Here is a 15,161-nt window from a genome sequence, read left to right as displayed (position 1 = left end):
TTCACAGTTTTTCAGTTGATTTATAATAGAAATCTCTTTATAATATAGAAGATAACAAGAGGAGGAAAAGAATGAACGATCATATGGATAAGCGTCCGGATGATAAGCGTCCGAACCGAAATAACCCAGGAAATCAGGGACCGAACAAGAATCGTCAGACCATTCTTGGATTTTTGATCTGTCTCCTGATCAGTTTAGTTTGTCTGAGTTTTGTGACAGATATGATGAGCGATAAATCCAGTGAGATCACATATGATAAATTTATCGAAATGGTAGATAAAGATCAGATCAAAGAAGTGACACTCCAGTCCGGAGTGCTGACTGTCGTTCCAAAACTTCAGAAATCTTACCAGAAAGAAAGCTATAAGGTCAACCAGATGGAGGATACCAGTGCACTGACGCAACGTCTGGAAGGCAAAGGAATTATTTTCAAATATGAACAGCCTGATGTGATGGGAGAGTTTGTATCTACCATGATCAGTCTGCTGCTTCCGACGGTAGTGCTGTTCTTTATGCTGATGTATCTTATGCGGCGAATGAACAAAGGTAGTGGCGGCGGCATCATGGGAGTCGGCAAGAGCCGTGCCAAAGCCTACATTCAGAAGGAAACAGGTGTTCTTTTTAAGGATGTAGCAGGACAGGAGGAAGCCAAGGAATCTCTTCAGGAGGTTGTTGATTTCCTGCACAATCCGGGAAAATACACGCAGATCGGTGCGAAACTTCCGAAAGGAGCCCTTCTCGTAGGACCTCCGGGAACAGGTAAGACCCTTCTTGCGAAAGCCGTTGCAGGAGAGGCAAAGGTACCGTTCTTTTCACTTTCCGGTTCCGAATTTGTCGAGATGTTTGTCGGTGTCGGAGCTTCCAGAGTCAGAGATCTGTTTGAGGAAGCCAAGAAGAATGCACCGTGTATCGTGTTTATTGATGAGATCGATGCAATCGGTAAGAGCCGTGATTCCAGATATGGCGGCGGCAATGACGAGCGTGAGCAGACACTGAACCAGCTCCTTGCAGAGATGGATGGTTTTGATACTTCCAAGGGCCTTCTGATCCTGGCGGCAACCAACCGTCCGGAAGTACTTGACCCGGCACTTTTAAGGCCAGGACGTTTTGACCGACGTATCATCGTAGATCGTCCGGATCTCAAGGGCCGTGTAGAGATCCTCAAGGTCCATGCCAAGAATGTCATGCTGGATGAAACTGTGGATCTGGATGCGATCGCACTGGCTACTTCCGGGGCAGTCGGATCTGACCTTGCCAACATGATCAACGAAGCTGCGATCCTTGCTGTCAAGAACGGCCGAAGGGCTGTCTCACAGAAGGATCTTCAGGAATCCGTAGAGGTTGTCCTTGTCGGCAAAGAGAAGAAAGACCGTATCTTAAGCGTGCAGGAGAGACGTATCGTTTCCTACCACGAAGTAGGACATGCACTTGTGAATGCTCTCCAGAAGGATGCAGAACCGGTGCAGAAGATCACGATCGTTCCGCGTACCATGGGAGCACTCGGTTACGTTATGCAGGTTCCGGAGGAAGAGAAATATCTCAATACCCAGAAGGAACTCGAGGCTATGCTGGTTGGATACCTTGGAGGACGTGCGGCTGAGGAGATCGTATTTGATACTGTAACGACAGGTGCAGCCAATGATATCGAGCAGGCGACCAAGGTTGCCCGTGCAATGATCACCCAGTATGGTATGTCACAGAAATTTGGTCTGATGGGACTTGCAACACAGGAGAACCAGTATCTTTCCGGTCGTGCAGTCCTTAACTGTGGTGATGACACAGCGACAGAGATCGACCACGAAGTAATGCAGCTCCTTCATTATTCCTATGAGGAAGCCAAGAGACTTCTGAACGAACACAGAGAAGCACTGGACAAGATCGCTGAGTATCTGATCCGCAGAGAGACGATCACTGGCAAGGAATTCATGAAGATCTTCCGTGCAGTCGAGAGAGGACTTGAGATTCCGGAAAACCTTGACGAACTTCCGGATTTTGACAAGAAAGACGAGGAAAAGCAGCCAGAGACAGAAGTGGATACTCCTGCGAAGGTAAATCTTTCCAAGGAAGCTCTGGCAGAGACAGAAGCGGAAGTCCCTGAGAATCAGGAGACACCAGAAACACCGGCAGAGATTCCGTCCCAGGAAACAGAATCAGAGACATCAGAAGGTAGCAGCACAGAGGCTTAATAAAGGAGCCGCGATATGTTTCAGATTGAAGAAGAATTAAAGAAGCTTCCCGCAAGACCGGGTGTGTATATCATGCACGACGAGCGGGATGCGATCATCTATGTGGGCAAGGCGATCAGTCTCCGCAACCGTGTACGGCAGTATTTTCAGAGCAGCCGCAACAAGGGTGCCAAGATCGAGCAGATGGTCACCCACATATCGAGATTCGAATATATTGTTACAGATTCTGAACTGGAAGCACTCGTTCTGGAGAGCAACCTTATCAAAGAGCACCGTCCGAAATATAATACGATGCTCAAGGATGACAAGAGCTATCCGTTTATCAAGGTCACGGTGCAGGAGGCATATCCCAGAGTTCTGTTTGCCAGGCAGATGAAGAAGGACAAAAACAGATATTTTGGTCCCTACACCAGTGGCGGTGCGGTCAAGGATGTGATCGAGCTTGTACGCAAACTGTACCAGGTTCGTTCATGCAGCAGGAACCTTCCACGCGACTGTGGTAAGGACCGGCCGTGTCTGTATTACCATATGAAGCAGTGTACAGCTCCCTGTACCGGACATGTGGATCAGAAACAATACAGGGAAAACATCCAGAAGGTGCTCAGCTTTCTGAATGGTGATTTTCAGGATACGATCGACGAACTCACAGACAAGATGATGACAGCTTCCGAAGAAATGCGATTCGAAGATGCTGCCGGATATCGTGATCTGATCCAGAGCATCCGCAAGATCGGAGAGCGTCAGAAGATCACTGCCTACGGAGAAGAGGACCGCGATATCATTGCTGTGGCGATGGATGAGAGCCTTGATCTCAGAGAGCAGGATGCCGTTGTCCAGGTTTTCTTTATGCGAAGCGGCAGGATGATCGGCAGAGACCATTTTTATCTGAGAGTTGCGCGGGGGGATACCCGTTCGCAGGTTTTGTCCAGTTTCCTCAAGCAGTATTATGCGGGAACACCGTTTATACCAAGAGAGATCATGCTTCAGGCTGAGATTGAGGACAGGGAAGTGATCGAGGAATGGCTGACTTCCCGCCGGAAACAGAGGGTTCATATCGTAATCCCGAAGAAGGGTACCAAGGAAAAAATGGTAGAACTTGCCTGGGAAAATGCCCGCATGGTTCTGGATAAGGACCGCGAGCGGATCCGCAGGGAGGAAGGCAGAACGATCGGAGCTGTCCATGAGGTAGAGGAATGGCTTGGACTTACAGGAATCAGCCGTATGGAGGCGTTCGATATCTCCAATATCAGTGGTTTTGAGTCCGTTGGTTCCATGGTAGTCTATGAGAAGGGCAAGCCGAAGCGGAGCGATTACCGCAAATTCCGGATCAAGTCTGTTCAGGGGTCGAATGATTATGCCAGTATGGAGGAAGTTCTGACGAGGCGCTTTACACACGAGAGTAATGGAGAGTTTGACAGTTTTGCGAGAATGCCGGACCTGCTTCTGATGGATGGAGGCCGAGGACAGGTCAATATTGCACTTGGGGTCCTTGAGAATCTGGGTATTGATGTTCCGGTCTGCGGAATGGTCAAGGATGACCACCATCGCACCAGAGGACTTTATTATAATAATGTAGAGATCCCGATCGACACAAACAGTGAGGGATTCCGGCTGATCACCAGGATCCAGGATGAAGCACACCGCTTTGCGATCGAGTATCATCGTTCTTTGAGGAGTAAAGAACAGGTTCACTCGATCCTGGATGATATTCCGGGAATCGGAGAGCGCAGAAGAAAGGCTCTGATGCGCCGTTTCCGCTCGATCGCGGCGATCAGGGATGCTTCTGAGGAAGAACTGGCGCAGACAGAGTCCATGAATGCAGGAAGTGCAAAACAGGTGTATGATTTTTTCCATCGGCCAGATAATCCGGCAAATGAGAAATAAAAAGGCACTTGAAATATATAAACGTTAAAGGAGAGCACAAAGTATGAAAGGTGTATTGATGACAAAGATGGTGCAGGAGCTGAGCCTTACAAATCTGACTCCTGAGATTGACCTGTCAGACAAGAAGATCATAACAGCAGAGATTAACCGTCCTGCACTGCAGCTTACCGGTTATCTGGAGCATTTTGCCAACGAACGTGTTCAGATCATCGGATATGTAGAGTACACATATCTGATGCAGCTCAGTGATGAGAAGCGTAAGATGAAATACGAACGTTTTATTTCCAGCAAGATTCCGTGCGTTATTTTCAGCACCATGACCAAGCCGTCTCAGGATATGATCGACATGGCAATTAAATATAATGTTCCTACATTTGTGACAGAAAGAACAACTTCAAGCCTGATGGCGGAGATCATCCGCTGGCTGGGCGTACAGCTTGCACCATGTATTTCCATCCATGGAGTTCTGGTAGATGTCTATGGTGAGGGAATCCTGATCACAGGTGAGAGCGGCATCGGTAAGAGCGAGGCTGCGCTGGAGCTGATCAAGCGTGGACACCGTCTGGTAAGTGACGATGTTGTAGAACTTCGTAAAGTAAGTGACGTTACCCTGGTCGGATCTGCGCCGGACATCACGAGGCATTTTATCGAGCTTCGAGGCATCGGTATCATCGATGTCAAGACGCTGTTCGGTGTTGAGAGTGTCAAGGATACCCAGTCTGTAGACCTTGTCATCAAACTGGAAGAGTGGGACCGCGACAAAGAATACGACCGTCTCGGTCTGCATGAAGAATACACCGAATACCTTGGAAACAAGATCGTGTGCCATTCCCTTCCGATCAGACCAGGACGTAACCTGGCTGTTATCGTAGAATCTGCCGCAGTCAACCACAGACAGAAGAAGATGGGTTACAATGCGGCTGAGGAACTCTACAAGCGTGTACAGGCAAACATTGCACGTAAGAGAGAAGAATAAATTTAAGAAAAGGTGGAGAAAAATGAAATCATATTGTTTTGGAATCGACGTAGGCGGAACTTCTGTAAAATGCGGTCTGTTCAACACAGACGGAACACTGTTAGAGAAATGGGAAATCCCTACCAGAACTGAAAATAAAGGCGAGAACATCCTTCCGGACGTTGCTGAGACGATCAAAGCCAAGATCGCAGAAAAGAATATTGACAAAGATGATATCGAAGGTGTTGGAATCGGAATTCCAGGACCGATCAACTCCAAAGGAGAAGCTGCCTGTGCAGTAAACCTCTACTGGGGATTCACACCGGTAGCTCAGATCTTAAGTGACCTCACAGGACTTAAGGCTCAGGCAGGAAACGATGCAAACGTAGCAGCACTCGGTGAAGCATGGAAAGGTGCAGCGGCAGGTTCTCAGAATGTGATCATGGTCACTCTCGGAACTGGTGTCGGCGGCGGAATCATCATTGACGGCAAGATCGTAGCAGGTTCCCACGGAGCAGGCGGTGAGATCGGACATGCACTCGTAGTCCGTGACGAAGCCGAAAAATGCAACTGTGGAAATCATGGCTGCCTGGAACAGTATGCTTCCGCAACAGGAATCGTGCGTGTGGCTGGAAGAATGCTTGCAGCTTCCGATGACGACAGTACCTTAAGAGAACTTCAGAATATCACAGCAAAGGATGTTCTGGACGCTTTCAAAGCCGGAGATGCAGTAGCAGTCCGTGTTATGGAGTATGTTGGAGACCTTCTCGGCGGAGCAATTGCAGGATTTGCTACAGTTGCTGATCCGGAAGCAATCGTTATCGGCGGCGGTGTATCCAAGGCAGGTCAGCCGCTTATCGACTGCATCGAGAAATACTATCAGAGATATGCATTCCCGTCCTGCAAGGAGACACCGATCGTTCTTGCAACACTTGGAAATGATGCAGGTATCTACGGTGCTGCCAAGATGGTACTCTGATAATCAGAAATTACATATTTTGAGCTGAACCTGAGAGGAAGAAGTCTTTTTACGAAGATTTCTTCCTTTTTTTAGAAAAAAATCCCAAAAAACCAAGGTTTTTGAAAGAAAATGTGAAGTTTTTAATTGGGGGCTTTATTTACGATTTTTTATTTGATATAATGGTACGGACTATAAAGGAGGAAAACCATGAATTACGGAAAAAAATCAGTCTCCAGGAAGCGGAATTCTCTGATTTCCCGTACCGCAATGATGGGTAAGAGAGCACATGTTTCTTTTATCAGAGTCCTGTTTGCGGTCCTGATCACAATATGTGTGGTCGTGGGATGTGTCGGGATTGGAGCTTTCAGGGGAATTATAGACAATGCTCCCGATGTGAATGATATTGATATTTCACCATTGGGATATGCGACTTTTTTGTATGATGGTGACGGAAATCAGCTTCGTAAATTAACGGCTCCCAGTTCCAACCGTCTGCCTGTCTCAATCGACCAGATTCCGGTGGATCTGCAGCATGCGGTAGTTGCGATAGAGGATGAGCGTTTTTATGAGCATAATGGAATTGACGTGCGCGGAATCCTGCGTGCTTTCGTAAAAAATATCACCTCAGGAAATCTTTCTGAGGGAGCAAGTACGATCACTCAGCAGCTTCTCAAGAACAATGTATTTACCAACTGGACCAAGGAGTCTACCTGGCTTGAACGTTTTACACGTAAAATACAGGAACAGTATCTTGCGGTAGAAGTTGAGAAGAAGATCAACAATAAGGATGTGATCCTTGAGAACTATCTGAATACCATTAACCTTGGAGCAGGAACTTATGGTGTACAGGCAGCAGCAAGGAAGTATTTTAATAAGGATGTCTGGGATCTGAACCTTTCAGAGAGTGCAACTCTGGCGGGTATCACACAGAACCCGACACAGTTCAACCCGATCGAACATCCAGAGGAAAATGCCAAGAGACGTAAAGAAGTTTTGGATCACATGATCGCTCAGGGCTATATTACACAGGCACAGTATGACGAAGTGCTCAATGATGACGTGTATTCACGCATCCAGGCTGCCCAGATCGAGAATTCTGAGACAGAGAATACGGTTTACAGTTATTTTGAGGATGAACTGATCGATCAGGTGATCAATGACCTGATGAATATTAAGGGATATACCAGAACACAGGCACAGAACCTTGTCTACAGCGGTGGTCTGAGCATTTATACAACACAGGATTCTGCAATCCAGAAGATTCTTGATGAAGAATATGCAGATCCGTCCAATTATCCGGATTATGTACAGTATGCACTGGACTATGCACTGACTGTCAAGAATCCTCAGGGTGAAGAAGTAAACTACAGCAAGGAAATGCTCGAGCTTTACTTCCAGAATGAAGATCCGGAATTTGACCTGCTCTTTGACTCTCAGGAAGAAGGTCAGAGTTATGTTGACCGTTATAAGGAAAGTATTCTCGCAGACGGAAGCACGGTTGTAGCAGAGCGTGTAAGCTTTGCACCTCAGCCACAGTCGTCCATGAGTGTAATCGACCAGCATACAGGATATGTCAAGGCGATCATCGGCGGTCGTGGAGAGAAGACTGCAAGTCTGACGCTGAACCGTGCAACGGATACAACCAGACAGCCTGGATCTACATTCAAGATCCTGTCTACGTATGCACCTGCTCTCAATGAGAAAGGCATGACACTGGCAACTACTTTTGAAGATGAACCATATAATTATCCGGATGGTTCACCAGTTAACAATGCATCGAGAAGTTATAATGGAACAACCACGATCCGCAAGGCAATCCAGAATTCTATCAACGTTGTTGCTGTCAAATGCCTGGAGGAAGTTACACCGGAACTGGGACTTCAGTATCTGGACAATTTTGGATTTACAACACTGGCACATGGCACAGAAGCAGATCGTGATGCTGATGGAACAGTATGGACAGATGCAAACCTCCCACTGGCACTCGGTGGTCTGACAAATGGTGTCACAAACATAGAACTGTGTGCAGCTTACGCGGCAATCGCAAACAGTGGAAATTATATTGAACCACTTTATTACACCAAGATCCTGGATCATAATGGCAATGTCCTGATCGAGAAAACATCTGCCGGACGTTCTGTTATCAAAGAAAGTACAGCATGGCTTCTTACAAGTGCAATGGAGGATGTTGTGACACAGGGTACAGGTACAGCGTGCCAGCTTGATAATATGACAGTCGCAGGTAAGACTGGTACTACAGATGCATACAATGACCTGTGGTTTGTAGGATATACACCATATTATACCTGTGCAGTATGGTCTGGATTTGACAATAACGAGAAACTTCCAGAGGATGCGAGAAACTTCCACAAGAATCTCTGGAAGAAAGTCATGACCCGTATTCATGAGGGACTTCCGGACAAAGATTTCGATATGCCTGCAAGTGTAGAGAAACTCAGTGTCTGCGCAGAGACAGGGCTTCTTCCGCGAGCCGGATGCCCGATTATAACGGAGTACTTTGATATCGGTGATGTTCCAACGGATGAGTGCGACCAGCATTTCTATGGATATTCTGATTATGATAATTCTGATATGACGGAATACACCACAGAAGAGGGAATATATAATTCTGATGGTACACAGACAGATAATACGGACGATAATACCGGAGATAATACCGGAGATAATACCGGGGATAATACAGGCGATAACACTGGAGACAATACCGGAGACAACACGGGAGATAACACCGATAATACCGGAGACAATACCGGCGGAAACGACGGCGGAGATAACGGTGGTGATAATGGAGATAACACCGGAGGCGATGATGGTGGAGATTCTTCAGGTGGAGATGCCGAAGAATAATAAAGTATGAAACAGCAGCAGGCTGCAATCATCTGGCACAGGATGGTCGCAGCCTGTGTTGTACAGGCAGGGAGGATGAGAATGGAACAATACAAAACAGTACTGGAGGGCGGTACCGGGGAGATCGTCGAGAAGAAATCCCGCTTCATAGCAACGGTGCGCCCGGTTAAGAATGAGGAGGAAGCCCTGGCATTTCTGGAAGAGATGCGTAAGAAATACTGGGATGCCAGACATAACTGTTATGCATATTCAATCGGGAAGAACCGAGAATTTACCCGCTGCAGTGATGATGGAGAGCCATCCGGCACAGCAGGCCGGCCGATGCTGGATGTGATCCTGGGCGAAGATATCTATAATGTTGCAGTAGTTGTGACGCGATATTTCGGAGGAGTGCTCCTCGGAACCGGCGGGCTTGTCAGAGCTTACTCCAAAGCCGTGCAGGAAGGACTTGCAGGAAGCCTTGTGATCGAGAAGAAAAAAGGCATTTCTCTCAAGGTTACAACAGATTACACAGGAATTGGCAAGATCCAGTACATCGCAGGAGAACGTCAGATCCCGATCCTCGACAGCGAATATACGGACAAAGTTGTTCTGAAACTTCTTGTTCCTGACGCAGAAACAGAAGCTGTGCAGAAAGCCATCACAGAAGGCACAAACGGCAGAGCAGGAATGGAAAAAAAAAAAGAATTGTACTTTGCAAAAGTAAATGGAGAAGTTCTTACGTTTGAGGACTGACGATCGAAAGAACGATTATTTTGAAATTGAAATACAAAAAAAGCTGAACGCATGTGCAAAACAACGTTCAGCTTTTTTGCCTATTCAGATCAGCATTTCTCCGGTTCCGGATAATCTACGCCAAAAGTATCAACAGTCATAGACTTGATCTCCTGGTCATCAAGCGGACGGTCTCTGAAGTCTGTCTCAGTCTCAGCGATCTTGTTGACAACATCCATGCCCTCGATCACTTTGCCGAATGCAGCATAGCTTCCGTCAAGATGCGGAGCAGTTTTGTGCATGATGAAGAACTGGCTTCCGCCTGAGTTTGGATGCATAGCTCTTGCCATGGAAAGAACACCTGGGGTATGAGCCAGATCATTTGCAACACCGTTCTGTGCAAATTCGCCCTTGATGCTGTATCCCGGGCCGCCCATTCCGGTTCCTTCCGGGCATCCGCCCTGGATCATGAAACCGTTGATGACACGGTGGAAGATCAGTCCGTCATAGAATCCTTTCTTTACAAGGCTTATGAAGTTGTTGACTGTGTTTGGAGCAACTTCCGGATATAATTCTGCTTTCATTACATCGCCGTTTTCCATAGTAATGGTTACGATCGGGTTTTTATTTGCCATAATGATAATCTCCTTTTGCAAAAAGTATTGTTTTTCTTTGTGGGCTCTATTATAATATGCAAAGAACAATTCTGCAAGGAAAAAGGTGATTTGCGTGATAATAGAGACAGAAAATCCGGAGGAAACTTTTGCCCTCGGACAAAAAATCGGCAGAGCTGCCACTCCCGGACAGGTCTATACACTGACCGGTGATCTGGGCGTTGGCAAGACTGTTTTTACACAGGGGGTTGCATCAGGACTTGGAATCACTGAGCCGGTGAACAGCCCTACATTTACGATCGTACAGGTATACGAGGAAGGCAGACTTCCTTTTTATCATTTTGATGTATACAGGATCGGCGATATAGAGGAAATGGAAGAGATCGGATATGATGATTATTTCTTTGGAGAGGGTATCTGCCTGATCGAGTGGGCAGAGCTGATCGAGGAGATCCTGCCGGAAAACAGGATTTCCATAACCATCGAGAAAGATCTTTCCAGAGGATTTGATTACAGACGTATCACGATCGAGGGACTGGAATTATAATAATTGAGGAGAAAAAAATGAAAATTTTAGGTCTTGACAGCTCAGGAATTGTAGCTTCCGTAGCTGTTGTAGAGGATGATATTCTCGTAGCAGAATACACCGTAAATTACAAAAAAACACATTCACAGACACTGCTTCCGATGCTGGATGAGATCGCAAAGATGACAGAGCTTGATCTGAATACGATCGACGCGATCGCAGTCGCAGCAGGACCGGGATCTTTTACAGGACTCCGTATCGGTTCCGCAACTGCCAAGGGACTTGGACTTGCACTTAAGAAACCGCTTGTGGCAGTGCCGACAGTAGAGGGACTTGCATACAATCTGTATGATACACAGGGACTGATCTGCCCGATCATGGATGCAAGAAGAAAACAGGTCTACACAGGAATCTATCGTTTCGAGGATCACAGACTTGTGACAGTAGAAGACCAGATGGCAGTGCCGATGGAAGAAATGATCACGAAGCTGAATGCATACCAGCAGCCGGTGACCTTCCTGGGCGACGGCGTACCGGTTTTCAAGGACCTGATCGCAGAGAAACTGACTGTGCCGTACACATTTGCACCGGCACACGTAAATAAGCAGAGAGCAGCAGCAGTCGCAGCACTTGGACTTGTTTATTACAAAGAAGGTAAGATACAGACAGCAATGGAGCACATTCCGGACTACCTGCGTGTTTCTCAGGCAGAACGCGAACGTGCGGAACGAGAGAAAAAGGAGCAGCAGTCATGACTTTCCGGGAGATGCTGATCGAAGATCTGGATCAGGTCATGGAGATCGAGACAGATCTTTTTGCCATGCCATGGACAAAGGAGGGAATGTTCACTTTCCTGACAAGAGAGGACACCATGTTCTTCGTAGTAGAAGAAAAGGGCAGGATCCTTGGTTACTGCAGCATGCAGACAGTGCTGGACGAGGGTGATATCCTCAACGTGGCAGTACGCAGTGACCGCCAGAAAGAAGGAATCGGCTATTTTCTGGTAGACAGCATGCTGATGCTTGCACAGGCACAGGGAATCAGCCTGGTTCATCTTGAAGTCAGAGAAAGCAACGGAACTGCCCGCAGACTTTATCAGAGACTGGGATTTGTCGAGGATGGACTTCGCAAAAATTATTATACCGATCCGCTGGAAAATGCGGTTCTTATGACAAAGAAACAATGAGAATTAGAAAAAGAGGAAAAATATGTTAGATGTTTGTTTACTTGGAACCGGAGGGATGATGCCGCTTCCAAGACGCTGGCTGACTGCCCTTATGACAAGATATAACGGAAGCAGCCTGATGATCGACTGCGGCGAGGGAACACAGGTGGCAGTCAAGGAAAAAGGCTGGAGTTTCAAACCGGTCGATGTGATCTGCTTTACCCATTACCACGGAGATCATATCAGCGGACTTCCGGGACTGCTCCTTACCATGGGCAATGCAGACAGGACAGAACCACTTACACTGATCGGTCCGAAAGGACTGGAGCGGGTCGTAAATGCATTACGGGTGATCGCACCGGAACTTCCGTTTGAGATCCGGTTTATCGAGATCACCAAACCAGAAGAAGTCATTGAGATCAATGGATACAGGATCACTGCATTCAGAGTGAACCACAACGTGATCTGTTATGGATACACACTTGAGATTCTGCGCCAGGGCAAATTTTCACCGGAACGCGCGAAGGAACAGGAGATCCCGCTGAAATACTGGAATCCTCTGCAGAAGGGACAGACCATAGAAGCAGACGGTGTTGTATATACGCCGGATATGGTGCTCGGACCAGACCGTAAGGGGATCAAAGTTACCTATACCACAGATACCAGACCGACAGAGTCTATCCTGCGCAACGCAAAAGGCTCAGATCTTTTTATCTGCGAGGGAATGTATGCCGAGGAAGAGAAGCTTGAGAAGGCCAAGGGCTACAAGCATATGATGTTCCGCGAGGCAGCGACACTTGCCAGGGATGCAGAGGTAGGAGAAATGTGGCTGACGCATTTCAGCCCGTCACTGATCCGGCCGGACGAATATATGGATAAAGTAAGAGAGATCTTTCCGAATTCATACCCGGGCAGGGATGGCAAAAGTGTAGAATTAAATTTTGAAGAAGACTAGAGGTGTCTGAATATGGAAGATACATTAATTTTGGCAATCGAAAGTTCCTGCGATGAGACCGCCGCTTCCGTAGTAAAAAACGGCCGGACGATTTTATCCAACGTGATCTCATCACAGATCGAACTTCACAAATTATACGGAGGAGTTGTCCCGGAGATCGCTTCCCGTAAACATATCGAGAAAGTAAACCAGGTCATCGAGGAGGCTCTCAAAGAAGCTGACGTTACTCTGGATGATCTGGACGCGATCGGTGTAACTTACGGACCAGGACTTGTAGGAGCGCTTCTTGTGGGCGTAGCAGAGGCAAAAGCCATTGCCTATGCCAAGAAACTTCCACTGGTAGGAGTGCATCATATCGAAGGACATGTTTCTGCAAACTATATAGAGCATCCTGATCTGGAACCGCCATTTTTGTGCCTGATCGTTTCCGGCGGTCATACACATCTTGTTATCGTCAAGGATTATGGAGAATTCGAGATCCTTGGACGTACAAGGGACGATGCAGCCGGCGAGGCATTTGACAAAGTAGCACGTGCGATCGGACTGGGCTATCCGGGTGGACCAAAGATCGACAAATTATCCAAAGAAGGAAATCCGAATGCCATCGTATTCCCGAAGGCCAAGATCGGAGACTGCCCATATGACTTCAGCTTCAGCGGTGTCAAATCAGCAGTCCTGAACTATCTGAACCAGGCTCAGATGAAAGGAGAAGATGTAAACCGTGCAGATCTTGCAGCTTCTTTCCAGAAAGCTGTCGTAGATGTGCTTGTAGAACATACCATGCAGGCAGCAAAGGATTATCATATGGACAAAGTAGCGATCGCAGGCGGAGTTGCATCCAACGGAACACTTCGGGCAGCGATGGAAGAAGCATGCCAGAAACACGGATACAAATTCTATCGTCCGTCACCGATCTTCTGTACAGATAATGCGGCAATGATCGGAGTGGCAGCTTATTACGAATTTAAAAAGGGAACCCGTCATGGCTGGGATCTGAATGCAGTTCCGAACCTCAGATTAGGTGAGAGATAAAATCCTTTTTACTTTATTAAGAAAGATTTGATGGAGGGCTTATTATGAAGCAGGAGAGAAATACAGCGATCGTTCTGGCAGCAGGACAGGGCAAAAGAATGCACAGTAAGATCCAGAAGCAGTTTCTGGAGATCGATCACCGCCCGGTTCTGTACTATTCACTGGAATGTTTTCAGAAAAGTCCTCTGATCCAGGAAATTATTCTGGTAACAGGAGAAGAAATGATTTCCTATTGTAAAAGAGAAATCGTAGAACGCTATCATTTTACAAAAGTAACCAAAGTGATCGCAGGCGGCAAGGAGCGATATGATTCTGTATATCAGGGGCTTCTTGCCTGCGAAGACTGCGATTATGTATTTATACACGACGGGGCAAGACCGTTCATAACAGAAGAAATCCTGGAGAGAGGTATCTTTGGAGTGCAGGAGACAGGCGCCTGTGCAGTCGGCATGCCATCCAAAGATACCATCAAGATCGCAGATAAGGATGGATTTATCCAGTCTACACCGGACCGCAGCCAGGTGTGGTCTATTCAGACACCACAGATCTTTGCATATCCCCTGATCAGATCCGCCCATGAGAGTCTGCGTGCAAAAGACATGTCAGGAGTCACCGATGATGCCATGGTAGTAGAGCAGGAAAAAGGCACCAAGATCCGCCTGGTAGAAGGCTCCTACCAGAATATCAAGATCACAACACCAGAAGATCTTGATGTTGCAGAAACTTTTTTGAAAAAATATAAAAAAATGTAAATTTAGGTGTTGACATGTGCGAAGTTCGATGATAGAATATGTCTTGCGCTGACAGAGAAGCGCAAAAAACACTGAAAAGTGAATACGGAGAGATATCGAAGTGGTCATAACGAGGCGGTCTTGAAAACCGTTTGTCCGCAAGGGCGCGTGGGTTCGAATCCCACTCTCTCCGCTTGTTAAGAATAAAAAAGATTTTGAAAAAGTCGAAAAAGTTCTTGACAAAAGAAAAACAACGCGATATAATATAAAACGCTTCTGGTAAAGAAATAAACCAAAGCGATTGCGTAGGGCAATTTGGAGAAGTACCCAAGCTGGCCGAAGGGGCTCCCCTGGAAAGGGAGTAGGTCGTTAATAGCGGCGCGAGGGTTCAAATCCCTCCTTCTCCGTTTCAAAACTTCTTGGATAGAAAGTTTTGAAAAAAGTTAAAAAAGTTCTTGACAAATAGTTGAGAATGAGATAAAATAAACGAGCTGTCGCAAGATGGTAAGTGAAGAACCTTGATAACTAAACAGTGAAACACATACGATTCTCGAAAATTCTTTAAGAATC

Annotated in this window: 13 protein-coding genes and 2 tRNA genes; 14 read left to right on the top strand and 1 reads right to left on the bottom strand. The window is 46.8% G+C overall.

The genetic code is table 11. The features are described 5' to 3' along the window. Nucleotides 1-71 precede the first annotated feature (71 nt). The 6 genes from ftsH to DXC01_RS14745 all read left to right on the top strand — a co-directional run bounded on the left by ftsH (nucleotide 72) and on the right by DXC01_RS14745 (nucleotide 9,589). Entirely contained in the window at nucleotides 72-2,186 is a 2,115-nt protein-coding gene (gene ftsH / locus DXC01_RS14770) for an ATP-dependent zinc metalloprotease FtsH (protein WP_118253297.1), read from the top strand. A 15-nt stretch (nucleotides 2,187-2,201) separates the two neighbouring features. Then, nucleotides 2,202-4,070 carry an excinuclease ABC subunit UvrC gene (gene uvrC, locus DXC01_RS14765; protein ID WP_118699182.1) on the top strand — a complete coding sequence of 623 codons (1,869 nt, stop codon included), beginning with the start codon at nucleotides 2,202-2,204 and terminating at the stop codon, nucleotides 4,068-4,070. A 43-nt stretch (nucleotides 4,071-4,113) separates the two neighbouring features. Beyond that, nucleotides 4,114-5,046, top strand: coding sequence for an HPr(Ser) kinase/phosphatase (hprK, locus tag DXC01_RS14760; protein WP_118699181.1), 933 nt, complete (start codon nucleotides 4,114-4,116; stop codon nucleotides 5,044-5,046). A gap of 22 nt (nucleotides 5,047-5,068) precedes the next feature. Then, nucleotides 5,069-6,004, top strand: a complete 936-nt coding sequence (locus tag DXC01_RS14755) for an ROK family glucokinase (RefSeq protein WP_022215130.1) — start codon at nucleotides 5,069-5,071, stop codon at nucleotides 6,002-6,004. Nucleotides 6,005-6,193: 189 nt separating this feature from the next. Continuing rightward, a complete protein-coding gene (locus DXC01_RS14750; protein ID WP_118699180.1) occupies nucleotides 6,194-8,854 on the top strand; it encodes a transglycosylase domain-containing protein in 2,661 nt (886 codons plus the stop codon). Between the two features lie 81 nt (nucleotides 8,855-8,935). Further along, nucleotides 8,936-9,589: a YigZ family protein gene (locus tag DXC01_RS14745; RefSeq protein WP_118699204.1), complete on the top strand. Its 654-nt coding sequence runs from the start codon at nucleotides 8,936-8,938 to the stop codon at nucleotides 9,587-9,589. A gap of 89 nt (nucleotides 9,590-9,678) precedes the next feature. Here DXC01_RS14745 and DXC01_RS14740 read toward each other — a convergent pair whose 3' ends face one another. Then, a complete protein-coding gene (locus DXC01_RS14740) occupies nucleotides 9,679-10,203 on the bottom strand; it encodes a peptidylprolyl isomerase (RefSeq protein WP_118699179.1) in 525 nt (174 codons plus the stop codon). A gap of 94 nt (nucleotides 10,204-10,297) precedes the next feature. On the opposite strand from DXC01_RS14740, the gene tsaE reads away from it, so the two are divergent. From tsaE to DXC01_RS14700, 8 genes are all read left to right on the top strand, one after another. Further along, complete coding sequence (gene tsaE, locus DXC01_RS14735) at nucleotides 10,298-10,729, top strand: tRNA (adenosine(37)-N6)-threonylcarbamoyltransferase complex ATPase subunit type 1 TsaE (RefSeq protein WP_118253308.1); 432 nt, start codon at nucleotides 10,298-10,300, stop codon at nucleotides 10,727-10,729. Between the two features lie 17 nt (nucleotides 10,730-10,746). After that, nucleotides 10,747-11,463, top strand: a complete 717-nt coding sequence (tsaB, locus tag DXC01_RS14730) for a tRNA (adenosine(37)-N6)-threonylcarbamoyltransferase complex dimerization subunit type 1 TsaB (protein WP_022215135.1) — start codon at nucleotides 10,747-10,749, stop codon at nucleotides 11,461-11,463. Continuing rightward, complete coding sequence (gene rimI, locus DXC01_RS14725) at nucleotides 11,460-11,894, top strand: ribosomal protein S18-alanine N-acetyltransferase (RefSeq protein WP_022215136.1); 435 nt, start codon at nucleotides 11,460-11,462, stop codon at nucleotides 11,892-11,894. Before tsaB ends, rimI begins: the two co-directional genes overlap by 4 nt. A 22-nt stretch (nucleotides 11,895-11,916) precedes the next feature. After that, nucleotides 11,917-12,828 (top strand): ribonuclease Z, encoded by a 912-nt coding sequence (locus DXC01_RS14720; RefSeq protein WP_022215137.1) that lies wholly within the window; start codon nucleotides 11,917-11,919, stop codon nucleotides 12,826-12,828. Between the two features lie 12 nt (nucleotides 12,829-12,840). Beyond that, nucleotides 12,841-13,860, top strand: coding sequence for a tRNA (adenosine(37)-N6)-threonylcarbamoyltransferase complex transferase subunit TsaD (gene tsaD / locus DXC01_RS14715; protein WP_118253319.1), 1,020 nt, complete (start codon nucleotides 12,841-12,843; stop codon nucleotides 13,858-13,860). 44 nt (nucleotides 13,861-13,904) lie between these two features. Beyond that, the gene (ispD, locus tag DXC01_RS14710) at nucleotides 13,905-14,612 is read left to right on the top strand and encodes a 2-C-methyl-D-erythritol 4-phosphate cytidylyltransferase (protein WP_022215139.1); all 708 of its coding nucleotides are present in this window, start codon (nucleotides 13,905-13,907) and stop codon (nucleotides 14,610-14,612) included. Between the two features lie 86 nt (nucleotides 14,613-14,698). Then, nucleotides 14,699-14,784, top strand: a tRNA-Ser gene (locus DXC01_RS14705). Between the two features lie 124 nt (nucleotides 14,785-14,908). Next, nucleotides 14,909-14,998 (top strand) — tRNA-Ser (locus DXC01_RS14700). The last annotated feature ends 163 nt before the right edge of the window (nucleotides 14,999-15,161 follow it).

It is taken from the genome of Blautia sp. OM07-19 (genome assembly GCF_003481595.1).
GTDB lineage: Bacteria > Bacillota > Clostridia > Lachnospirales > Lachnospiraceae > Blautia_A > Blautia_A intestinihominis.
The sequence above is the reverse complement of the archived record's forward strand: the minus strand, read 5'-3'. Positions and strand labels throughout refer to the sequence as shown.

What these genes read in the sequence shown, in the direction of transcription:
- DXC01_RS14740 (WP_118699179.1), bottom strand. Translation starts at nt 10,203, where the DNA reads ATGGCAAATAAAAACCCGATCGTAACCATTACTATGGAAAACGGCGAT.
- rimI (WP_022215136.1), top strand. Translation starts at nt 11,460, where the DNA reads ATGACTTTCCGGGAGATGCTGATCGAAGATCTGGATCAGGTCATGGAG.
- ispD (WP_022215139.1), top strand. Translation starts at nt 13,905, where the DNA reads ATGAAGCAGGAGAGAAATACAGCGATCGTTCTGGCAGCAGGACAGGGC.
- tsaB (WP_022215135.1), top strand. Translation starts at nt 10,747, where the DNA reads ATGAAAATTTTAGGTCTTGACAGCTCAGGAATTGTAGCTTCCGTAGCT.
- ftsH (WP_118253297.1), top strand. Translation starts at nt 72, where the DNA reads ATGAACGATCATATGGATAAGCGTCCGGATGATAAGCGTCCGAACCGA.
- DXC01_RS14720 (WP_022215137.1), top strand. Translation starts at nt 11,917, where the DNA reads ATGTTAGATGTTTGTTTACTTGGAACCGGAGGGATGATGCCGCTTCCA.
- tsaD (WP_118253319.1), top strand. Translation starts at nt 12,841, where the DNA reads ATGGAAGATACATTAATTTTGGCAATCGAAAGTTCCTGCGATGAGACC.
- uvrC (WP_118699182.1), top strand. Translation starts at nt 2,202, where the DNA reads ATGTTTCAGATTGAAGAAGAATTAAAGAAGCTTCCCGCAAGACCGGGT.
- hprK (WP_118699181.1), top strand. Translation starts at nt 4,114, where the DNA reads ATGAAAGGTGTATTGATGACAAAGATGGTGCAGGAGCTGAGCCTTACA.
- DXC01_RS14745 (WP_118699204.1), top strand. Translation starts at nt 8,936, where the DNA reads ATGGAACAATACAAAACAGTACTGGAGGGCGGTACCGGGGAGATCGTC.
- DXC01_RS14755 (WP_022215130.1), top strand. Translation starts at nt 5,069, where the DNA reads ATGAAATCATATTGTTTTGGAATCGACGTAGGCGGAACTTCTGTAAAA.
- DXC01_RS14750 (WP_118699180.1), top strand. Translation starts at nt 6,194, where the DNA reads ATGAATTACGGAAAAAAATCAGTCTCCAGGAAGCGGAATTCTCTGATT.